The organism is Oleomonas cavernae (genome assembly GCF_003590945.1).
GTDB lineage: Bacteria > Pseudomonadota > Alphaproteobacteria > Zavarziniales > Zavarziniaceae > Zavarzinia > Zavarzinia cavernae.
Genome location: NZ_QYUK01000011.1, coordinates 3309940 through 3327280 on the forward strand (window position 1 = coordinate 3309940; position 17341 = coordinate 3327280).

15 protein-coding genes and 1 pseudogene are annotated in these 17341 nt (G+C 68.0%); 12 read left to right on the forward strand and 4 right to left on the reverse strand.

The annotated features are described in order from the left end of the window. The first annotated feature begins 2 nt into the window (after positions 1 to 2). From D3874_RS19890 to D3874_RS19930, 12 genes are all read left to right on the forward strand, one after another. Positions 3 to 1370: an L-serine ammonia-lyase gene (locus D3874_RS19890; RefSeq protein WP_119780011.1), complete on the forward strand. Its 1368-nt coding sequence runs from the start codon at positions 3 to 5 to the stop codon at positions 1368 to 1370. A gap of 189 nt (positions 1371 to 1559) precedes the next feature. Continuing rightward, positions 1560 to 2609 carry a GlxA family transcriptional regulator gene (locus D3874_RS19895; RefSeq protein WP_233560055.1) on the forward strand — a complete coding sequence of 350 codons (1050 nt, stop codon included), beginning with the start codon at positions 1560 to 1562 and terminating at the stop codon, positions 2607 to 2609. A gap of 91 nt (positions 2610 to 2700) precedes the next feature. Further along, entirely contained in the window at positions 2701 to 3960 is a 1260-nt protein-coding gene (locus D3874_RS19900) for an aromatic ring-hydroxylating oxygenase subunit alpha (RefSeq protein ID WP_119780013.1), read from the forward strand. Positions 3961 to 3965: 5 nt separating this feature from the next. Then, the gene (locus D3874_RS19905) at positions 3966 to 5063 is read left to right on the forward strand and encodes a hybrid-cluster NAD(P)-dependent oxidoreductase (protein WP_119780016.1); all 1098 of its coding nucleotides are present in this window, start codon (positions 3966 to 3968) and stop codon (positions 5061 to 5063) included. A 9-nt stretch (positions 5064 to 5072) separates the two neighbouring features. Further along, positions 5073 to 6059 (forward strand): GlxA family transcriptional regulator, encoded by a 987-nt coding sequence (locus D3874_RS19910; protein WP_119780019.1) that lies wholly within the window; start codon positions 5073 to 5075, stop codon positions 6057 to 6059. Continuing rightward, positions 6056 to 7837: an NADH:flavin oxidoreductase gene (locus D3874_RS19915; protein ID WP_233560056.1), complete on the forward strand. Its 1782-nt coding sequence runs from the start codon at positions 6056 to 6058 to the stop codon at positions 7835 to 7837. Before D3874_RS19910 ends, D3874_RS19915 begins: the two co-directional genes overlap by 4 nt. Next, a complete protein-coding gene (locus D3874_RS32530; protein WP_233560058.1) occupies positions 7774 to 8094 on the forward strand; it encodes a hypothetical protein in 321 nt (106 codons plus the stop codon). The genes D3874_RS19915 and D3874_RS32530 overlap by 64 nt, the downstream gene beginning before the upstream one ends. Positions 8095 to 8333: 239 nt before the next feature. Continuing rightward, positions 8334 to 9107 carry a DUF3483 domain-containing protein gene (locus D3874_RS31305; RefSeq protein WP_274380604.1) on the forward strand — a complete coding sequence of 258 codons (774 nt, stop codon included), beginning with the start codon at positions 8334 to 8336 and terminating at the stop codon, positions 9105 to 9107. Then, the gene (locus D3874_RS31310) at positions 8996 to 10222 is read left to right on the forward strand and encodes a (Fe-S)-binding protein (protein ID WP_274380605.1); all 1227 of its coding nucleotides are present in this window, start codon (positions 8996 to 8998) and stop codon (positions 10220 to 10222) included. Before D3874_RS31305 ends, D3874_RS31310 begins: the two co-directional genes overlap by 112 nt. Next, positions 10219 to 10659: a hypothetical protein gene (locus tag D3874_RS30670; RefSeq protein ID WP_233560059.1), complete on the forward strand. Its 441-nt coding sequence runs from the start codon at positions 10219 to 10221 to the stop codon at positions 10657 to 10659. Before D3874_RS31310 ends, D3874_RS30670 begins: the two co-directional genes overlap by 4 nt. After that, on the forward strand, positions 10602 to 11408 hold the full coding sequence (locus D3874_RS19925; RefSeq protein WP_233560061.1) for an electron transfer flavoprotein subunit alpha/FixB family protein: 807 nt from the start codon (positions 10602 to 10604) through the stop codon (positions 11406 to 11408). Before D3874_RS30670 ends, D3874_RS19925 begins: the two co-directional genes overlap by 58 nt. Beyond that, positions 11405 to 12157: an adenine nucleotide alpha hydrolase family protein gene (locus D3874_RS19930; RefSeq protein ID WP_119780021.1), complete on the forward strand. Its 753-nt coding sequence runs from the start codon at positions 11405 to 11407 to the stop codon at positions 12155 to 12157. The genes D3874_RS19925 and D3874_RS19930 overlap by 4 nt, the downstream gene beginning before the upstream one ends. 167 nt (positions 12158 to 12324) lie before the next feature. On the opposite strand, the pseudogene glyA reads toward D3874_RS19930, so the two are convergent. From glyA to D3874_RS19950, 4 genes and pseudogenes are all read right to left on the reverse strand, one after another. Next, positions 12325 to 13619: pseudogene (gene glyA, locus D3874_RS19935) on the reverse strand (serine hydroxymethyltransferase). 256 nt (positions 13620 to 13875) lie between these two features. Next, the gene (gene choV / locus D3874_RS19940; RefSeq protein WP_199699173.1) at positions 13876 to 15090 is read right to left on the reverse strand and encodes a choline ABC transporter ATP-binding protein; all 1215 of its coding nucleotides are present in this window, start codon (positions 15088 to 15090) and stop codon (positions 13876 to 13878) included. Position 15091: 1 nt separating this feature from the next. Beyond that, entirely contained in the window at positions 15092 to 15952 is an 861-nt protein-coding gene (gene choW, locus D3874_RS19945) for a choline ABC transporter permease subunit (RefSeq protein WP_119780023.1), read from the reverse strand. A gap of 191 nt (positions 15953 to 16143) precedes the next feature. Then, positions 16144 to 17085, reverse strand: a complete 942-nt coding sequence (locus tag D3874_RS19950) for a choline ABC transporter substrate-binding protein (RefSeq protein WP_119780025.1) — start codon at positions 17083 to 17085, stop codon at positions 16144 to 16146. Between the last annotated feature and the right edge of the window lie 256 nt (positions 17086 to 17341).

The following is a 17341-nucleotide window of genomic DNA, read 5'->3' on the forward strand; positions in this document are numbered from 1 at the left end:
CAATGATCAGCGTGTTCGAGCTGTTCAAGATCGGTATCGGTCCGTCGTCGTCCCACACCGTCGGGCCGATGAAGGCGGCCCGTGCCTTCGTCGACGGCATCGAGGCGGCCGGCAAGCTGGGCAAGGTCGCCCGCATCCGCGTCGACCTGTTCGGCTCGCTGGCCTGGACCGGCAAGGGCCACGGCACCGACCGGGCGGTGATCTTAGGGTTGGCCGGGGAGATCCCGGAAACAGTCGACCCGGAAGACGCCACCGCCATCCTGAACGCCGTCGCCACCGAGGAACGCCTGCGCGTGGGCGGCGTGCGCAACATCCACTTCGCCGATTCCCACATCGTCTTCGACGGCGTCACGCAGACCCCGCGCCACCCCAACACCCTGCGCTTCACCGCCTTCGATGCGGCGGATGCCGTGCTGGCGGTCGAATCCTGGTGTTCGGTCGGCGGCGGCTTCATCGTGCGCGAAGAAGCGGTGGGCGAGGTCCCGGCCGGCCAGGTCGAGGTGCCGTTCGATTTCCACAGCGGCAAGGAATTGCTCCGCCTCGGCCGTCAGAACAAGCTTTCCATCGCCGACATCGTGCTGGCCAACGAACTGGCCCTGCGCCCCAAGGCAGAGGTGCAGCAGCACCTCGACCGCATCCTCGACACCATGATGATCTGCATCGACCGGGGCCTGGCGACCGAGGGCGAACTGCCCGGCGGCCTGAAGGTGCAGCGCCGCGCCCGCGGCCTGCGCCGCACGCTGGAAATCGCGCGCGCCAGCAATACCCGCCAGCCCCACGAGATCATGGACCAGATCAGCCTCTATGCCATCGCGGTGAACGAGGAGAATGCCGCCGGCGGCCGGGTGGTGACGGCCCCCACCAACGGTGCCGCCGGCGTGGTGCCCGCGGTCGTGCGCTACTACCGCGACCATTGCCCGGGTGCTACCGCGCAGGGCATCAACACCTTCCTGCTGACCGCCACCGCCGTCGGCGCCCTGTTCAAGATGAATGCCTCGATCTCCGGCGCCGAGGTCGGCTGCCAGGGCGAGGTCGGCGTCGCCTGCTCGATGGCCGCGGCCGGCCTCGCAGCAGCCTTGGGCGGCACCAACGAGCAGATCGAGAACGCGGCCGAGATCGGCATGGAGCATCACCTCGGGATGACCTGCGATCCCATCGGCGGCCTGGTGCAGATCCCCTGCATCGAGCGCAACGCCTTCGGCGCGGTCAAGGCGATCACCGCCGCCTCGCTGGCCCTGCACGGCAATGGCACCCACCACGTCTCGCTCGACCAGGTGGTGGCGACCATGCGCCAGACCGGCGCCGACATGCAGTCCAAATACAAGGAAACCTCGCAAGGGGGCCTGGCCGTGAATTTGACGGAGTGTTGAGTGGTATGATGCCCACCCCGACGGCGGGGTGGGCCTTGGAATGGCATCGTGCGTCCTTCGAGACGCCGCTCTTCGCGCGGCTCCTCAGGATGAGGCAAGTCTTTTTGCCATAAAGATTTTCCTCATCCTGAGGAGGCCCGTAGGGCCGTCTCGAAGGACGCAGGTCGCCGATGCAGGCGAGGGTTGACGATGATCGTGACGAAATCGGGCGAGATGGAACGACAGGCGGTCGCCACACGGCCGCCCTTGTCCGTCGGCTTCGTCCTGGCCGACAATTTCACCCTGTCGGCCTTCTCGCTGCTGGTCGACCATTTGCGCCTGGCCGCCGACGAGGGCGACCGCAGCCGGCCGATCCTGTGCCGCTGGTCGATCATGTCGAACCGCCAGGAGCCGGTGCGCGCCAGTTGCGGCGTCTCGGTCGGGCGGACCAGCGAATTCGTCGAGCCCAGGGAATTCGACTACATCGTCGTGGTCGGCGGCGTGCTCCATGCCGGCCGCCAGCTCGACGAGGAAACCATCAACTACCTCAAGCGCGCCGCGGCCGCCGGGGTCACCCTGGTCGGTGTCTGCACCGGCTCCTTCGTGCTGTGCCGGGCCGGCCTGATGACCGGGCGGCGCTGTTGCGTGAGCTGGTACCACTACAAGGATTTCCTGGACGAGTTCCCGCACCATCACCCGGTGGCCGACCGGCTCTATGTCGTCGACGGCAACCGCATCACCTGTTCGGGCGGCGGCGGCGTGGCCGATCTGGCGACCTTCCTCATCGAGCGCCACATCGGCAAGTCGATCGCCCAGAAGAGCCGCCACGTCCTCCTGCTCGACAAGGTGCGCGCCGGCACCGATGCCCAGCCGCACCCGCCCACCGCCGACGGCGTCGCCGACGACCGGGTGCGCCGGGCCCTGCTGCTGATGGAACAGCATTTCGCCGATCCCCTGCCGATCGCCGACATCGCCATCCGCCTGAAACTCTCGACCCGGCAGTTGGAGCGCCTGTTCCTGACCGCCGTGGGCAAGCGCCCGGCCGCCTATTACCGGTCGCTTCGCCTGCGCTACGCCCGCTGGCTGCTCGACACGACCGACCGCACGGTGACCGATATCGCCCTGGAATCCGGCTTTTCAGATTGCGCCCATTTCTCGCGCCAGTTCAAAGCCATGCACGGCTACACGCCGACCGACGCGCGTAGCGGGACCAAGGATTCCGGCGCCGGTTCGATCGCGGCCAGCCGGCTGTTCGACTAATGTCGCAATTTCTAAAATTCACGTCGAATCTGATAATGCTTGGCGATCGCGGCAGCGTCACAATCGCCTATCCGAACACGAGGTGTGGTCCATGCTGGATGTGGTGCAGACTCCGCTGAAATCGCTCATCGCGCGGCGCCGGCCGGGCTACACGCTCGAGGCGCCGTTCTACACCAGCCCGCAGATCCTGCAGACGGATCTCGACCTGATCTTCGGCCATCACTGGATCTATGTCGGCGTCGAGCCCGACGTGCCGGAACCCGGCGACGTCATGGTGGTCGACATCGGCGCCAATTCGGTCCTGATCGTGCGCGACGACGACTTAGGGGTTAAAGCGTTCCACAACGTCTGCCGCCATCGCGGCGCCCGCCTGGTGCACGAGCCCAAGACGACCGTGGGCAACCTCGTCTGCGGCTATCACCAGTGGACCTACAATCTCGAAGGCAAGCTGGTTCACGCCGACCACATGGGCAAGGATTTCGATCCCGGTTGCCACGGCCTGAAGCCGGTTCACCTGCGTTCGCTGGCCGGCCTGCTGTTCATCTGCCTGAGCGACGATCCGCCGGCGGATTTCGACGAGATGGCGGCGGTGATGACGCCCTATATCGCGCCCCACGACATCGCCAATTGCAAGGTGATCCACCAGAGCGACCTGATCGAACTGGGCAACTGGAAGCTCACCATGGAAAATAACCGGGAGTGTTACCACTGCTCGGCCAACCACCCGGAACTGACGATCCCGCTCTTCGCCTACGGCTTCGGCTTCTCGCCCGACTCGGTCGACGAGACGGAATTGAAGCAGGCACAGCGCTACGAGCAGATGGTCTGCGATCTCGGCGCCCAGTGGGAGGCCGACGGCCTGCCCTCGCGCGAGGTCGACCGGCTGGACGACATGGTCACCGGCTATCGCACCCAGCGCCTGCCGATCGACCGCGACGGCGAATCCCAGACCATCGACACCAAGGTCGCCTCGAAGAAACTGCTGGGCCAGTTCACCAATTCCAAGCTGGGCGGCCTGTCGTTCTGGACCCAGCCCAATTCCTGGCACCATTTCATGAGCGATCACATCGTCACCTTCAGTGTGATCCCGCTCGATGCCGAACGCACCCTGCTGCGCACCAAGTGGCTGGTCCACAAGGACGCGGTCGAAGGCGTCGACTACGATCTGGAAAACGTCATCGGCGTGTGGGTCGCGACCAACGACCAGGACGGCACCCTGGTCGGCTGGGCCCAGGCGGGGGCGCGCAGCCAGGCCTACGAGCCCGGCCCCTATTCGCCCTATACCGAGATGCTGGTCGACAAGTTCTGCAACTGGTACATCGGGCGTCTCAACGCCCTGCTGCCGCGTTGAGCGCCATGGGCCATCCCGATCCCGTCGCCCCGCATCTGGCCCAGGGCCTGGCACCCTGGAACGCGGATGAGGACGACATCCTGGTCTGCCGCCAGGTGCGGGCGGAAACCGCGGATGTGAAGAGCTTCATCTTCGCCGCCCGCACCCCGCGCCTGTTCCATTACCGGCCGGGCCAGTTCCTGACCTTCGACTTCGAGATCGGCGGCGAGACGGTCAACCGCTGCTACACCATCTCCTCCGCCCCCACCCGGCCGCACTTGGTCTCGATCACGGTGAAGCGGGTGCCCGGCGGGCCGGTCTCGAACTGGCTGCACGACCATATGGCGCCCGGCCGCGAAATCCGCGCCACCGGGCCGATGGGCGAATTCTCCACCAGCACCCACCCGGCGCCCAAGTACCTGTTCCTGTCGGGCGGCAGCGGCATCACGCCGCTGATGTCGATGGCGCGCAGCCATCACGACCTGGCCCTGCCCGTCGACATCACCTTCGTCCACAGCGCGCGCAGCCCGGCCGACATCATCTTCCGCGACGAGCTGGACCTGATGGGCCGCAACCTGCCCGGTTTCAGGGCGATCTCGATCTGCGAGGCCGACAGCCCGGGCGAGCGCTGGGGCGGTTTCCGCGGCCGCCTGAGCCTGGACGCGCTGAGCGTCATCGCCCCCGATTTCCGGACACGGGAAATCTTCACCTGCGGCCCGGCACCCTACATGGCGGCGGTGCGCGGGATTCTGGGCCAGGCGGGCTTCGACATGGACCGCTACCATGAGGAAAGCTTCGACTTCGGCACGCTGACGGGTGCCGAAGACACCGCGACGGCGGTCGCCGTGGCGGCGCCGGGCCTGAGCTACCGCGTCGAATTCACCAAGAGCCGCCGGGTCATCGACTGCCCGGCCGACAAGCACATCCTGGACGCCGCGCGAGAGGCGGGCATGCGCCTGCCCTCGTCCTGCACCAAGGGCCTGTGCGGCACCTGCAAGAGCAAGATCGTCTCGGGCAAGGTCGAGATGAAGCATGCGGGCGGCATCCGCCAGCGCGAGATCGACATGGGGCTGGCGCTGATCTGCTGCTCCAAGCCGCTCGGCGACCTCGTGATCGAGCGATAGGAGACGGCGATGGTGGACCTGGCCCGGCTGGACCGCATCGGCTTCCTGACTCTGCCCGACTATTCCCAGATCGCGGTCGCCAGCGCCATCGAGGCCTGCCGCATGGCCAACTATGTCGCCGGTCACGAGAGCTATACCTGGAAGGCGGTCAGCCTGGACGGCAATCCCGTGGCCGCCAGCAACGGCTTTAGCCTGGCGCCGACGATGAGCCTGGAGGCCGCCGGCCAGCTCAACTGCCTGTTCGTCTGCGGCGGGGTGCGTGTGCGCGAGGCGGTCGACCGGCGCGTCACCGATGCCCTGCGCCGCCTGGCCCGCCAGGGCGTCGCCTTGGGCTCGCTGTGCACCGGCACCTTCGCCCTGGCCGAGGCCGGCCTGCTCGACAACTACCGCTGCGCCGTCCATTGGGAGAACCTGGACGCGGTACGCGAGGAGTTTCCCGAGATCGACATCTGCGACGATCTCTTCGTGATCGACCGCGACCGCCTGACCTGCACCGGCGGGGTGGCGCCGCTGGACCTCATGCTGGCCCTGATCGAGCAGCGGCTGGGCCGGGGCGTGGCCAGCAAGGTCTCCAAGCAGTTCATCCAGGAGCGTATCCGCGCCGCCAGCGAGCGGCAGCGCCCGAACCCCTGGGGCGAATATCCCGACAAGATCATCGGCCTCGCCCATCAGCTCATGCAGACCACGATCGAAGTGCCGGTGACCATTCCCTATATCGCGCGGGCGATGGGCATTTCCCGTCGCCAGTTGGAGCGGGTGTTCAAGCGGCACACGGGCAAGTCGCCGGCGGAATACTACCTCGACCTGCGCCTGACCAAGGCGCGGGAATTGCTGCGCCTGACCAACATGCCGATCACCGATATCGGCATCGCCTGTGGCTTCCAGTCGTCGGCCCATTTCTCGACCGCTTTCAAGTCGCAGTACGGCCGGCCGCCGCGGGCCGAGCGCGGGGCGTCGGTCCTCGCGCCTCATGAACGCGTGGAGATGCACCTGTGATCGCCAATGCCGATGCCCTGCTCAAGCCCCTGAAGATCAAGGGCCTGACCATCCGCAACCGGGTGATGAGCACCAGCCACGCCCCTGGTTATGGCAAGGACGGCAAGCCGCAGGAGCGCTATCAGCTCTATCACGAGGAAAAGGCCAAGGGCGGCATCGGGCTGACCATGTTCGGCGGCTCCTCCTCGGTCGGCCTGGACAGCCCGGCGACGCCGTGGAACCAGATCTCGGTCGCCGACGATTCGATCATCCCCTATTTCCAACACTTCGCCGAGCGGGTACACCGCCACGGTGCCAAGCTGATGATCCAGCTCACCCACATGGGCCGGCGCACCAAATGGGATACCGACAACTGGTTTCCCACCGTTTCCTCCTCGCCCCGGCGCGAACCCGCCAGCCGGGCCATCCCCAAGGCGATGGAGGACGAGGACTTCACCCGCATCATCGCCGATTACGCCGCCGCCGCCAGGCGGGCCAGGGAGGGCGGCCTGGACGGGATCGAACTATCGTCGGCCCACGGCCACCTGATCGACCAATTCTGGAGCCCGTCGGTCAACCAGCGCACCGACAAATACGGCGGCCCGCTCGAGAACCGCATGCGTTTCGGCATCGAGGTGCTGGAGGCGATGCGCGCCGCGACCGGCGACGATTTCGTCATCGGCATGCGCATGTCGGCCGACGAACTCTATGCCCAAGGCCTGTCCCACGAGGATTGCCTGACCATCGCGACCGACTATGCCGGGCGCGGCCTGGTCGACTTCCTCAACATCATGGGCGGCCAGGCCCGGGACCACATGGCCCATGCCGTGGTCCTGCCCAACATGTCCTTCCCCGTGGCGCCCTTCGTCTACCTCGCCAGCGCCGTAAAGCGCGAGGTGGATGTGGCGGTATTCCATGCCCAGCGCGTGACGGATCTTGCCACCGCCGCCCGCGTGGTCGCGGAAGGCCATGTCGACATGGTGGCCATGACCCGCGCCCATATCGCCGACCCGCACCTGGTGCGCAAGCTGATCGAGGGCCGCGACGACGATATCCGCCAATGCGTCGGGGCCGGTTACTGCATCGACCGCATCTATGTCGGCGGCGACGCCCTGTGCATCCAGAACGCGGCCACGGGCCGCGAGGCCTTCATGCCCCATGTCATCGCCAAGGCGCCCGCCCCGCGCAAGGCGGTGGTGATCGGCGCCGGCCCGGCCGGCCTGGAAGCCGCCCGCGTGCTGGCCGAGCGCGGCCACAAGGTGGTGCTGTTCGAGAAGGAGCCCCAAGTCGGCGGCCAGATCAACATCGCCGCCAAGGCGACCTGGCGTGAGGCGCTGTCGGGCATTCCCCGCTGGCTGCTGGGCCAGGTGCAGAAACTGGGTGTCGACCTGCGATTGGGGACCGCCGCCACCGCGGATATCGTCAATGCTGAGAACCCCGATGTGGTCATTGTCGCCACCGGCGGCCGGCCGGGCGACATCCAGGTGCCGGGCGCCGAACATGCCGTCTCCACCTGGGACGTGCTTACGGCTAAGATTCAGCCCACGGGCAGCGTGCTGCTCTATGACGAGACCGGGCAGCACCAGGGCTCGTCCGTCGCCGAGGTCCTGGCCAAATCAGGCTGCCTGGTGGAAGTCGCCACCCACGACCGCATGATCGCGGAGGAAGTGGGCACCACCAACCAGCCGATCCACCTGCGCGAACTCTACCGGCTGGGCGTGATCCAGACCCCAACATGGAACTGGCCGAAATCTACAAGGAGGGCAACCGCATGGTCGCCGTCCTGCGCAACACCGTGACCGACCAGGAAGAGGAACGCCTGGTCGACCGGGTGGTGGTGGAGGTCGGCACGCTGCCCGTCGACGCGCTCTATTTCGACCTCAAGGCCCGTTCGGTGAACCGCGGCCAGACCGACCAGCACGCCATCGTCGAAGGCCGGCCCCAGCCCCATGCCGATGAACCGGGCCTGAAACTCTACCGCGTCGGCGACGCCGTCGCCGGCCGCAACATCCACGCCGCGATCTACGACAGCTTGCGCCTGTGCAAGGACATCTGAGCGATGGCGCCGCGCCGCCGTCCTGGACCCGTGCCCTCTCCGCCGCGTGCGGGGGAGAGGGAGGGGACCCGTCGCGTCAGCGATGGGGAGGGTGAGGTGGTCGTCGGGCCAAGCCTCGCTTTACGCCATCCACCCACCTCACCCCACCCTCTCCCCCCTGAAGGGCGGAGAGGGCTACCCTTTGCCGCCATCCTGCCCTTCGCCGGGATGACGATTGAGATTGCCGTGGGGCTTTCCCCGTGACCGCCGGCGTCGCCCTTATCGCATCGGTGCTGGTCCTGGCCGTCCTCGGCGCGATCGAGGCCGGGCGCCGCGCCGTCCTGTGGCGGGCAGGCCAGCCGGCGACCGTCAACTGGATCGGCGGGATCATCGCCTTGCCCCGGCGCTACCTGGTCGACGTCCATCACATCGTCGCGCGCGATCGGGCGGCGGCGCGGATGCACATGCTGGTCGCGGGCGGCCTGCTGGGCGGATCGGTGCTACTGGCCCTGGGCATCGTGCCGGGACTTGCTGCATCCCACTTTTACTGGGCCCTAGTCGCGCTGCTGTTCGCGGTGATGATTGCGGGCAGCATGCTGGTCGCCCGGCGCCGCCTGCCCCGCCGGCCCCGGCATCTGTCGGCCGGGCGCTTCCTGGTCCTGCCCTGGCTCCTCGCCGCCTATGCCGTCGGCTGTTTCCTGGTGGCCGCCGATGCGGCCTTCGGCGGCTCGGCCTTCGGCTACGCCGGCCTGATGCTGGCAATCGGCGGCGGTGTCGGCCTGGTCCTGCAATTGCGCGCGGGGCCGCTGCGCCATGTCATCGCCGGCACCATCCACCTGATCGCCCATCCCCGCGCCGGCCGGTTCGCCGGCGAACGGGAAACCGCACTCGCCCCCCTGAACCTCAATGCCGAAAAGCTGGGGTGGAGCGGCCGCAGGACCTGGCCTGGAACCGCCTGGCCAGCTTCGATGCCTGTATCCAGTGCGGTCGCTGCGAACAGGCCTGCCCGGCCTTCGCCGCCGGCCAGCCGCTGAATCCCAAGCGCCTGATCCAGGACCTGGCGGCGGCGACCCAGCCCCAGGGCAGCAACGCCGCCTATGCCGGCAGCCCCTATCCCAATGCCCCGATTGTCGCCGGCGTCGGCGGGCCGGACCTGCCGATCATCGGCACGGACGGGATGATCCACCCCGACACGCTGTGGTCCTGCACCACCTGCCGGGCCTGTGTCGAGGAATGCCCGATGATGATCGAGCATGTCGACACCATCATCGACCTGCGCCGCTTCCAGACCCTGGAACGCGGCGCCATGCCGGGGAAGGCGGTGGAACCGCTGGCGGAACTGCGCCTGGCCGACGATCCCGGCGGCCGGCCCTTGAGCGCCCGAACCGATTTCGTCGCCGGCCTGGACCTGCCCCTGATCGCCGACAAGGGCACGGCGGAGGTGCTGCTGTGGCTGGGCGAGGGCGCTTTCGACCTGCGCTACGGCCGCTCGCTGCGCGCCCTGGTCAAGCTGCTGCACCTGGCCCACGTCGATTTCGCCGTGCTGGGCGCCAGTGAAAAGGATTGCGGCGACCTGGCCCGGCGACTGGGCGACGAGGTGACCTTCCAGCGCCTGGCGCGGGAGAATATCGCCACCCTGAAATCCTATCGCTTCCAGCGCATCGTCACCGCCGACCCCCATGCCCTGCACGTCTTGCGCAACGAATACCCGGCCTTCGGCGGGCAGTTCGAGGTGATGCACCACACCGCCCTGCTCGACCGCCTGGCCGCCGAGGGGCGCATTCCTTTAGGCGCCGGCAGCGGCGAAAGTGTGACCTATCACGACCCCTGCTACCTCGGCCGCTACAACGGCGAGTTCGAGGCCCCGCGCCGCCTGCTCGACCGGCTGGGCCTCACGCGCATCGAGATGGAGCGCCACGGCCGCCATTCCATGTGCTGCGGCGGGGGCGGCGGCGCCCCGGTCAGCGACATCCAGGGCACCACCCGCATTCCCGACCTGCGCATGGCCCAGGCCCGCGAGACCGGGGCCGCCATCGTCGCCGTCGGCTGCCCCGGCTGCACCGCCATGCTGGAAGGCGTGGTCGGCGGCGGGGCCCAGGTGCGCGACCTGGCCGAGCTGATGCTGGCCAATGTCGAGGCGGCGGCATGAGCCGGCGGCGCATCGACCCACGGGCCGGCCTCGATGCCCGGCGGGTATCGGGCGGCGCCAGGGCGCGTTTCACCATCGAGGCGGCGGCCCGCCCCGAAGGCGATCGGCCACGCCGCGACCCGCGGGCCGAACGCGCGGCGCAAACTACGGCCACCGGCGCCCGCCTGCGCCTGGACCGCAGCCTGCCGCTGGCCGGCGGCCACGCACCAGTAGCGCAGGCCATCCAAGCCACCAACCAGCCCGCGCCCGAGCGGGTGATCATCGACGATCCCGCCTTCCTGGTCCTGGTGGTGGCCGATGCCGCCAATGACCGGCTGTTGCCCCACGACCGGCAAATCCTGGGGCAGCGCGTCAACTCGCCACCGGCGGCGGGGCGGTGGTGCTGGCCGGCGCCGTGGCAGCCGAGGAAGCCGGTGCCGCCGGCGCCGACCGCCTGATCGCCCTCGAGCGCGACTGGGATCCTGAAGGTCGCACGGCCGACCTGGCAGGCCTGATCGCGACCCTGGCGCCGCGCCATGTCCTGTTTCCCGAGACGCAGACCGGCGGCGATCTCGCCCGCCGTCTGGCCGCGGCGAGCGGCGAGCCCCTGTTCCCGGGTGCCGAGTCGATTTCGCCGCAGGCGGTGGGGCGTCCGGCCAAAGGCCACAGGGTCGAACAACGCTGCCGCCCGCCGCGCCTGATCACCATCGTGGCCGACGTGGTCGCGGCCCATGGCGGCAGGGTCCACGAGGCACGCCCCCTCGCGGCGGCGGCCGTGCCGGTTCGCCGCGCGATCCTCTCTGCCGACGTGATCCCCGCCGATCCCGCCCGGGTGCCCTTGAGCGAGGCGGATTTCGTGCTTTCCGCCGGCAACGGCGTCACCGATTTCGCCAGCTTCCACGCCCTGGCCCAGGCCCTGGGCGCGACGCCGGGGGCCAGCCGCATGGTCTGCGATGCCGGCCTGATGCCGCGCGCCGCCCAGGTCGGCGCCTCGGGCACCGTGCTGGGCGCCACCTGTTACTTCGCTTTAGGGATAGCCGGCGCCCCGCAGCACCTGCAGGGCATCGCGCGCGTCGAGCATGTGGTGGCGGTGAACACCGACCTGCACGCCGCCATGATCGAACGCGCCGGCCTGGCCGTCGTCGCCGATGCGCAAAAGGTGATGCCGGCCCTGATCGCGGCCCTCGAGGCGGAGGCGGCGCCATGAAGATCGCCGTCCTGCTCTCGCTGGGCCATCATCCCGTCTCGGGCCGGGCCTGTGCCGCCAGGGGCGATGCCCAGGCCATCGCCCTGGCCCACAGCCTGGGCGGCGAGGTCATGGGCCTGCATGCCGGCCCTGGCGATGCCGCGATCGGCGACTACCTGGGCCACGGCCTGACCCGCCTCACCGTGCTGGAACAGCCGGCCGGAGCCGACCCGGTGCCGGCGCTGGCCAAGGCCCTGGCCGAATTGCGCCCTGACCTGATCCTGGCCGGCCGGCAGGCCCAGGGTGGTGACGATACCGGCCTCGTGCCCTATCTGCTGGCCGAGCGGTTGACCCGGCCGATCGTTGCCGACGCGGCGGCGATCACCCGTGTCGGCGGCAACGTGGTGGTGGAACAGGCCCTGCCGCGCGGGGCCCGGCGCCGGGTGACCCTGCCCCTGCCCGCCCTGGTCACCGTGCACCCCGCCGCGCCGCCGGCCCTGCCCTTCACCCACGGCGCCTTGCGCCGCGGCACCATCCTGCGCCGCCCGGGCGAAGCGCCCACAGCCATTGCCGAGCCCATCGAGGAACGCCCCTATCGCCGCCGCCCCCGCCTGATGGGCGGTGTCGCCGGCGGTTCCGCCGCCGATCGCCTGAAAGCGGCGACGGAAGTGACCGGCGGCGGCGGCAGGCTGCTGGTCGAGCCGGATCCCGCGGCGGCCGCCCGCGAGATCCTCGATTTCCTGAAACGAGTCGGCGTGCGCCGGGGTTGATTGTAACACCTTACACCCTCTCCGCCGCTTGCGGGGGAGAGGGAGGGGACCCATCGCGTCAGCGATGGGGAGGGTGAGGTGGTGGTTGGGTCAAAGCGCACCCTACGCCACCGACCCACCTCACCCAACCCTCTCCCCCCTGAAGGGCGGAGAGGGCTAAATTTGCCTCAATAGATCGGGAAACGCTCGCACAGGGCCAGCACCTTGGCGCGGACGGGATCGAGCGCGCTACCTTCGTGTTCGCCCTTGGCGACGGCGTCGAGCACGTCGCCGATCAGGTCGCCGACCTGGGCGAAGGCCGCCGCATCGAAGCCGCGGGTGGTGCAAGCCGGGGTGCCCAGGCGGATCCCTGAGGTGATCGCCGGCTTCTCGGGGTCGAAGGGAATGCCGTTCTTGTTGCAGGTGATATAGGCATCGTCCAGCGCCCGCTCCACCACCTTGCCTGTGAGGCCCAGGGGCCGCAGGTCGACCAGCACCACGTGGGTGTCGGTTCCGCCCGAGACGATGGCGGCGCCGCGCGCGGTGAGGCGATCGGCCAGGACGCGGGCGTTGTCGACCACGGCCTGGGCATAGGTCTTGAAGCCGGGGCGCAGGGCCTCGCCGAAGGCGACCGCCTTGGCAGCGATGACATGTTCCAGCGGGCCGCCTTGGATCCCCGGGAAGATCGCCGAATTCAGTTTCTTGGCCAGGGCCTCGTCATTGGTCAGGATCAGGCCGCCGCGGGGCCCACGCAGGGTCTTGTGGGTGGTCGAGGTGACCACATGGGCATGGGGCACCGGGCTGGGATGGGCGCCGCCCGCGACCAGGCCGGCGATATGGGCCATGTCGACCATTAGATAAGCGCCGACCGCATCCGCGATGGCTCGGAAACGGGCGAAATCGATCACGCGCGGATAGGCGGAGCCGCCGGCGATGATCACCTTGGCCTGTGCTCGGCCGCGAGGCGTTCCACCGCGTTGTAGTCGATGCGCTGGTCGCTTTCGGTTACACCATACTGCACCGCCTTGAACCAGCGGCCCGAGACCGTTGGGGCAGCACCATGGGTCAGGTGGCCGCCATGGGCGAGGCTCATCCCCAGGATCGTGTCGCCCGGCTGGGCCAGCGCGAAGAGGACCGCCATGTTGGCCTGGGCGCCGGAATGCGCCTGGACGTTGGCGAAGGCGGCGCCGAACAGGGCGCAGGCCCGGTCGATCGCCAATTGCTCGGTCACGTCGACATGCTCGCAACCGCCGTAATAGCGCCGGCCCGGATAGCCTTCGGCATATTTGTTGGTGAGGACCGAACCCAGCGCCTGGAGCACCGCCCGGCTGACGATGTTTTCCGATGCGATCAGTTCCAGCCGGGTCTGCTGGCGGGTGAGTTCCGCTGCGACGGCCTGGGCGACAGCCGGGTCGGCCGCGGCGAGATCGGTGGCGAAGAAGGGATCGGCGGCAAAGGTGTGGGACGGGCTCGGCAGGGCCATGGCGTCAAATCCCCGGACAAGGGTTGCGATGGCGGATCCTGCCCGGCTCAGGCTGCGGCTGCGCGCATGGATGCGTCGACAGCCTTGTACGTTTGCGAAGCATTTTATCCCTCTCCGCCGCTTGCGGGGGAGAGGGAAGGGGCCCGTCGCGTCAGCGATGGGAAGGGTGAGGTGGCGGGCCGGGCAGAGCGAGCTTTATGCCGTCGCCCCACCTCACCCCACCCTCTCCTCCCTAAGGGCGGAGAGGGCTTACTGCTCAGCCCGCCCGGGCGCGCCAGTCGTCGGAGGCGAGCGCGCGGAAGATGTCGTCTTCGCGGCAGATGCCGGTGACCCGGCCGCCTTCGGTGAGGACCACCGGGTTGCCGCTGGCCTGGCGCAGTTCGATCAGGCGGCGCATCAGGAAGCCGGCGGGGGCCACCACCACGTCGCCCACGGCCGGCGTCGGGCCGGCCATGTCGGTGTAGTGGACGATGTTGCAGGGGCTGCCGGCCAGATCGGCCCCGGCGACCGCCCCGCCGGCGTCCAGCATGACGGAGAGCCGCCGGTCGGCGTCCAGGGTCACCGTGCCGCCGTCGCGCGGCATGGTGTCGAGCCCGGTCATCAGGGCCGTGCCTTTGAGGATATTCAGCGGGTTCATGTGCTGGACGAATTCGCGGACATAGGCATCGACCGGGCGCAGCACGATGTCTTCCGGCGCCCCGGCCTGGATGATGCGGCCGCTTTCCAGGATCGCGATCTGGTTGCCCAGCTTCAGCGCCTCGTCCAAGTCATGGCTGACGAAGATGATGGTTTTCTTCAGCTTCTGCTGCAGATCGAGCAATTCATCCTGCAGCTTGGTGCGGATCAGCGGGTCCAGCGCCGAGAACGGCTCGTCCATCAGCAATATGTCGGCGTCGGTGGCAAAGGCGCGGGCGAGGCCCACGCGCTGCTGCATGCCGCCCGAGAGTTCGCTGGCGTATTTGTCGGCCCATTTGTCGAGGGCGACGAGTTTCAGCTTCTCGTCGACGATGGCATTGCGCTCGGCAATGCTCATGCCGCGCAGCTCGAGCCCCAGGCCGACATTCTCGCGCACGGTGCGCCAGGGCAGCAGGGCGAATTGCTGGAACACCATGGCGATGCGGGTGGTGCGCATCAGGCGCAGGGTGACCGGATCGCAACTGGCGATGTCGACGGTCTTGCCCTGGTGCTCGACCAGGACCTTGCCGCGGGCCACCTTGTTGAGGCCGTTCACCGCCCGCAGCAGGGTCGACTTGCCCGAGCCCGACAACCCCATGAGGACGCAGATCTCGCCCTTCTGGATCACCAGGTTGGCATCGGCGACGCCGACCACGACGTTGAGCTCGGCCAGGATCTGCTCGCGCGATTGCCCGGCGTCGAGCCTGGCCTTGGCCTGGGCGACGGCGCCGCCCGCCTTGCCCGGATCGCTGCCGAACAGGATGTCGACATGCTGGAATTCGACCGCGGCCACCATCTCAGCGTCCCTTGCTCTTGGGTTCGGCCTGGCGGCAGACCCGGTCGAGGATGATCGCCAGCACCACGATGGCAAGGCCCGCCTCGAAGCCCATGGCGACCCGCACGGAATTGAGCGCCCGCACCACCGGGACCCCTAAGCCGCCCGCCCCCACCAGGGCGGCGATCACCACCATGGACAGGCTCAGCATGATGCACTGGGTCAGGCCCGCCATGATGGTGGGCTTGGCATAGGGCAGTTCGATCTTCCACAGTAGCTGCGACCTGGACGCGCCAAACGCCTCGCCCGCCTCCATCAGCGAGCGCGGCACCGAGGAGACACCCAGGTAGGTGAGGCGGATCGGCGCCGGCAGGGCAAAGACGATGGTCGAGATCAGGCCGGGCACGGCTCCTAAGCCGAACAGCACCAGGGTCGGGATCAGGTAGACGAAGGTGGGCAGGGTCTGCATCAGGTCCAGGATGGGCCGCATGGCGTCATAGAACCAGGGGCGGTGCGCCGCGGCGATCCCCAACGGCACGCCGATCGCCATCGAGATCAGGGTGGCGAAGAGGACCAGCGAAAGCGTTTCCAGGGTCGCCTGCCAGTAGCCCTGGTTGAGGATGAAGAGCAGGGCGAGGCCGACGAACAGGCCCAGCTTCCACGAGCGGCGCAGCGCGAAGGCACCGCCCGCCAGCAGCACGATCAGCAGCAGGGGCGGCACGCTGGTCATCAGGTAGGTGAAGCCGTCGACCACCGAGGAGACGATGGTCGAGAAACTGTCGAAGAAATCGAGGCTGTTGTCCTTGATGAAATTGACGACCGCCTCGATCCACTTGCCCACCGGGATCTTGTTGTCGATGAACCACTGTTCGAGATCACCCATCGCCGCACGTCCCTGTCATAAGTCGCAACGCCACCCGATTTCCCTCTCCGCCGCTTGCGGGGGAGAGGGTGGGGCCCATTGCGTCAGCAATGGGAGGGTGAGGTGGTGGGCGGGGCAGAGCGCGCCCTACGCCGTCGACCCACCTCACCCAACCCTCTCCCCCCAAAGGGCGGAGAGGGCTTTTTTCAAGGTCAGAGAGCCGCCTTGACGGCGTCCAGGCCGGGCTTGCCGTCGATCGTGGTCACGCCGTCGAGCCAGGGGCCGAGCGCCTCGGGATGGGCCTTCAGCCAGGCGGTTGCCGCCTTGTCCGGGTCGGTACCGTCGAACAGGATGGCGCCCATGATCTCGTTTTCCATCGCCAGCGTGAACTTGAGGTTCGAGATCAGCTTGCCCGCGTTGGGGCATTCGGCGACATAGCCGGCGCGGGTGTTGGTATAGACCGTGGCGCCGCCATAGTTCGGGCCGAAGACGTCGTCGCCGCCTTCCAGGTACTTCATCTCGAACTTGGCGTTCATCGGGTGCGGCTCCCAGCCGAGGAAGACGATGCCGTCTTGTCTGCGGGTGGCCTTCTCGACCTCGGCCAGCATGCCCTGCTCGCTCGACTCGACGACCTTGAAGCCCTTGAGGCCGAACTTGTCGCCCTCGATCATGCTGAGGATCAGGCGGTTGCCGTCGTTGCCCGGCTCGATGCCATAGATCTTGCCGCCCAGCTTGTCCTTGAACTTGGCGATGTCGGCGAAGGACTTGAGGCCCGCGTCATAGAGATAGGTGGGCACCGCCAGGGTGTATTTGGCGCCTTCCAGGTTCACGCCCACCACGTCGACTGTCTTGGCATCGACGTAGGGCCGCAGGTCGGCCTCCATGGTCGGCATCCAGTTGCCCAGGAAGACGTCGATGTCCTTGCCCTTCATCGAGGCATAGGTGACGGGCACGGAGAGCACCTGGGTCTTGGTGTCATAGCCCAGGGCCTTCAGCACCACGCTGGTGGCCGCCGTGGTCGCGGTGATGTCGGTCCAGCCGACATCGGCGAAGCGCACGAGCTTGCACGAAGCCGGCTCGGCAGCCTGTGCCGTGGCCGCGCCCCAGGTCAGAAGGCCGAAGGCCGCCAGGCCGAGAATGCGTTTGCGTTGCATCAGTCGATCTCCGCTCGTTTGAAGTCAGCCTACCCGTCGCCGGCGGCCGCTTGTGTCCCCACGACCGTCCATTGAATGGGTATTCAATGTTAAATACGCACGTTTGTCATCATGATTTTTTATTGAATATTTCCGCGCATTTGCTCGGTTTTTGAGCAGGCTGCGCGACAAATTGTCAGCCTGATCCAGCCTCTAGATCGAGGCCGCGCGCCGGGCAAAAAACCGCCTATTGAACGGCCTTTCAATCGGTGGAATG

Bases quoted from the DNA above. Each gene is read 5' to 3' on its own strand.
- D3874_RS19890 (WP_119780011.1), top strand. From the start codon at position 3: ATGATCAGCGTGTTCGAGCTGTTCAAGATCGGTATCGGTCCGTCGTCG.
- D3874_RS19895 (WP_233560055.1), top strand. From the start codon at position 1,560: ATGATCGTGACGAAATCGGGCGAGATGGAACGACAGGCGGTCGCCACA.
- D3874_RS19900 (WP_119780013.1), top strand. From the start codon at position 2,701: ATGCTGGATGTGGTGCAGACTCCGCTGAAATCGCTCATCGCGCGGCGC.
- D3874_RS19905 (WP_119780016.1), top strand. From the start codon at position 3,966: ATGGGCCATCCCGATCCCGTCGCCCCGCATCTGGCCCAGGGCCTGGCA.
- D3874_RS19910 (WP_119780019.1), top strand. From the start codon at position 5,073: ATGGTGGACCTGGCCCGGCTGGACCGCATCGGCTTCCTGACTCTGCCC.
- D3874_RS32530 (WP_233560058.1), top strand. From the start codon at position 7,774: ATGGAACTGGCCGAAATCTACAAGGAGGGCAACCGCATGGTCGCCGTC.
- D3874_RS30670 (WP_233560059.1), top strand. From the start codon at position 10,219: ATGAGCCGGCGGCGCATCGACCCACGGGCCGGCCTCGATGCCCGGCGG.
- D3874_RS19930 (WP_119780021.1), top strand. From the start codon at position 11,405: ATGAAGATCGCCGTCCTGCTCTCGCTGGGCCATCATCCCGTCTCGGGC.
- choV (WP_199699173.1), bottom strand. From the start codon at position 15,090: ATGGTGGCCGCGGTCGAATTCCAGCATGTCGACATCCTGTTCGGCAGC.
- choW (WP_119780023.1), bottom strand. From the start codon at position 15,952: ATGGGTGATCTCGAACAGTGGTTCATCGACAACAAGATCCCGGTGGGC.
- D3874_RS19950 (WP_119780025.1), bottom strand. From the start codon at position 17,085: ATGCAACGCAAACGCATTCTCGGCCTGGCGGCCTTCGGCCTTCTGACC.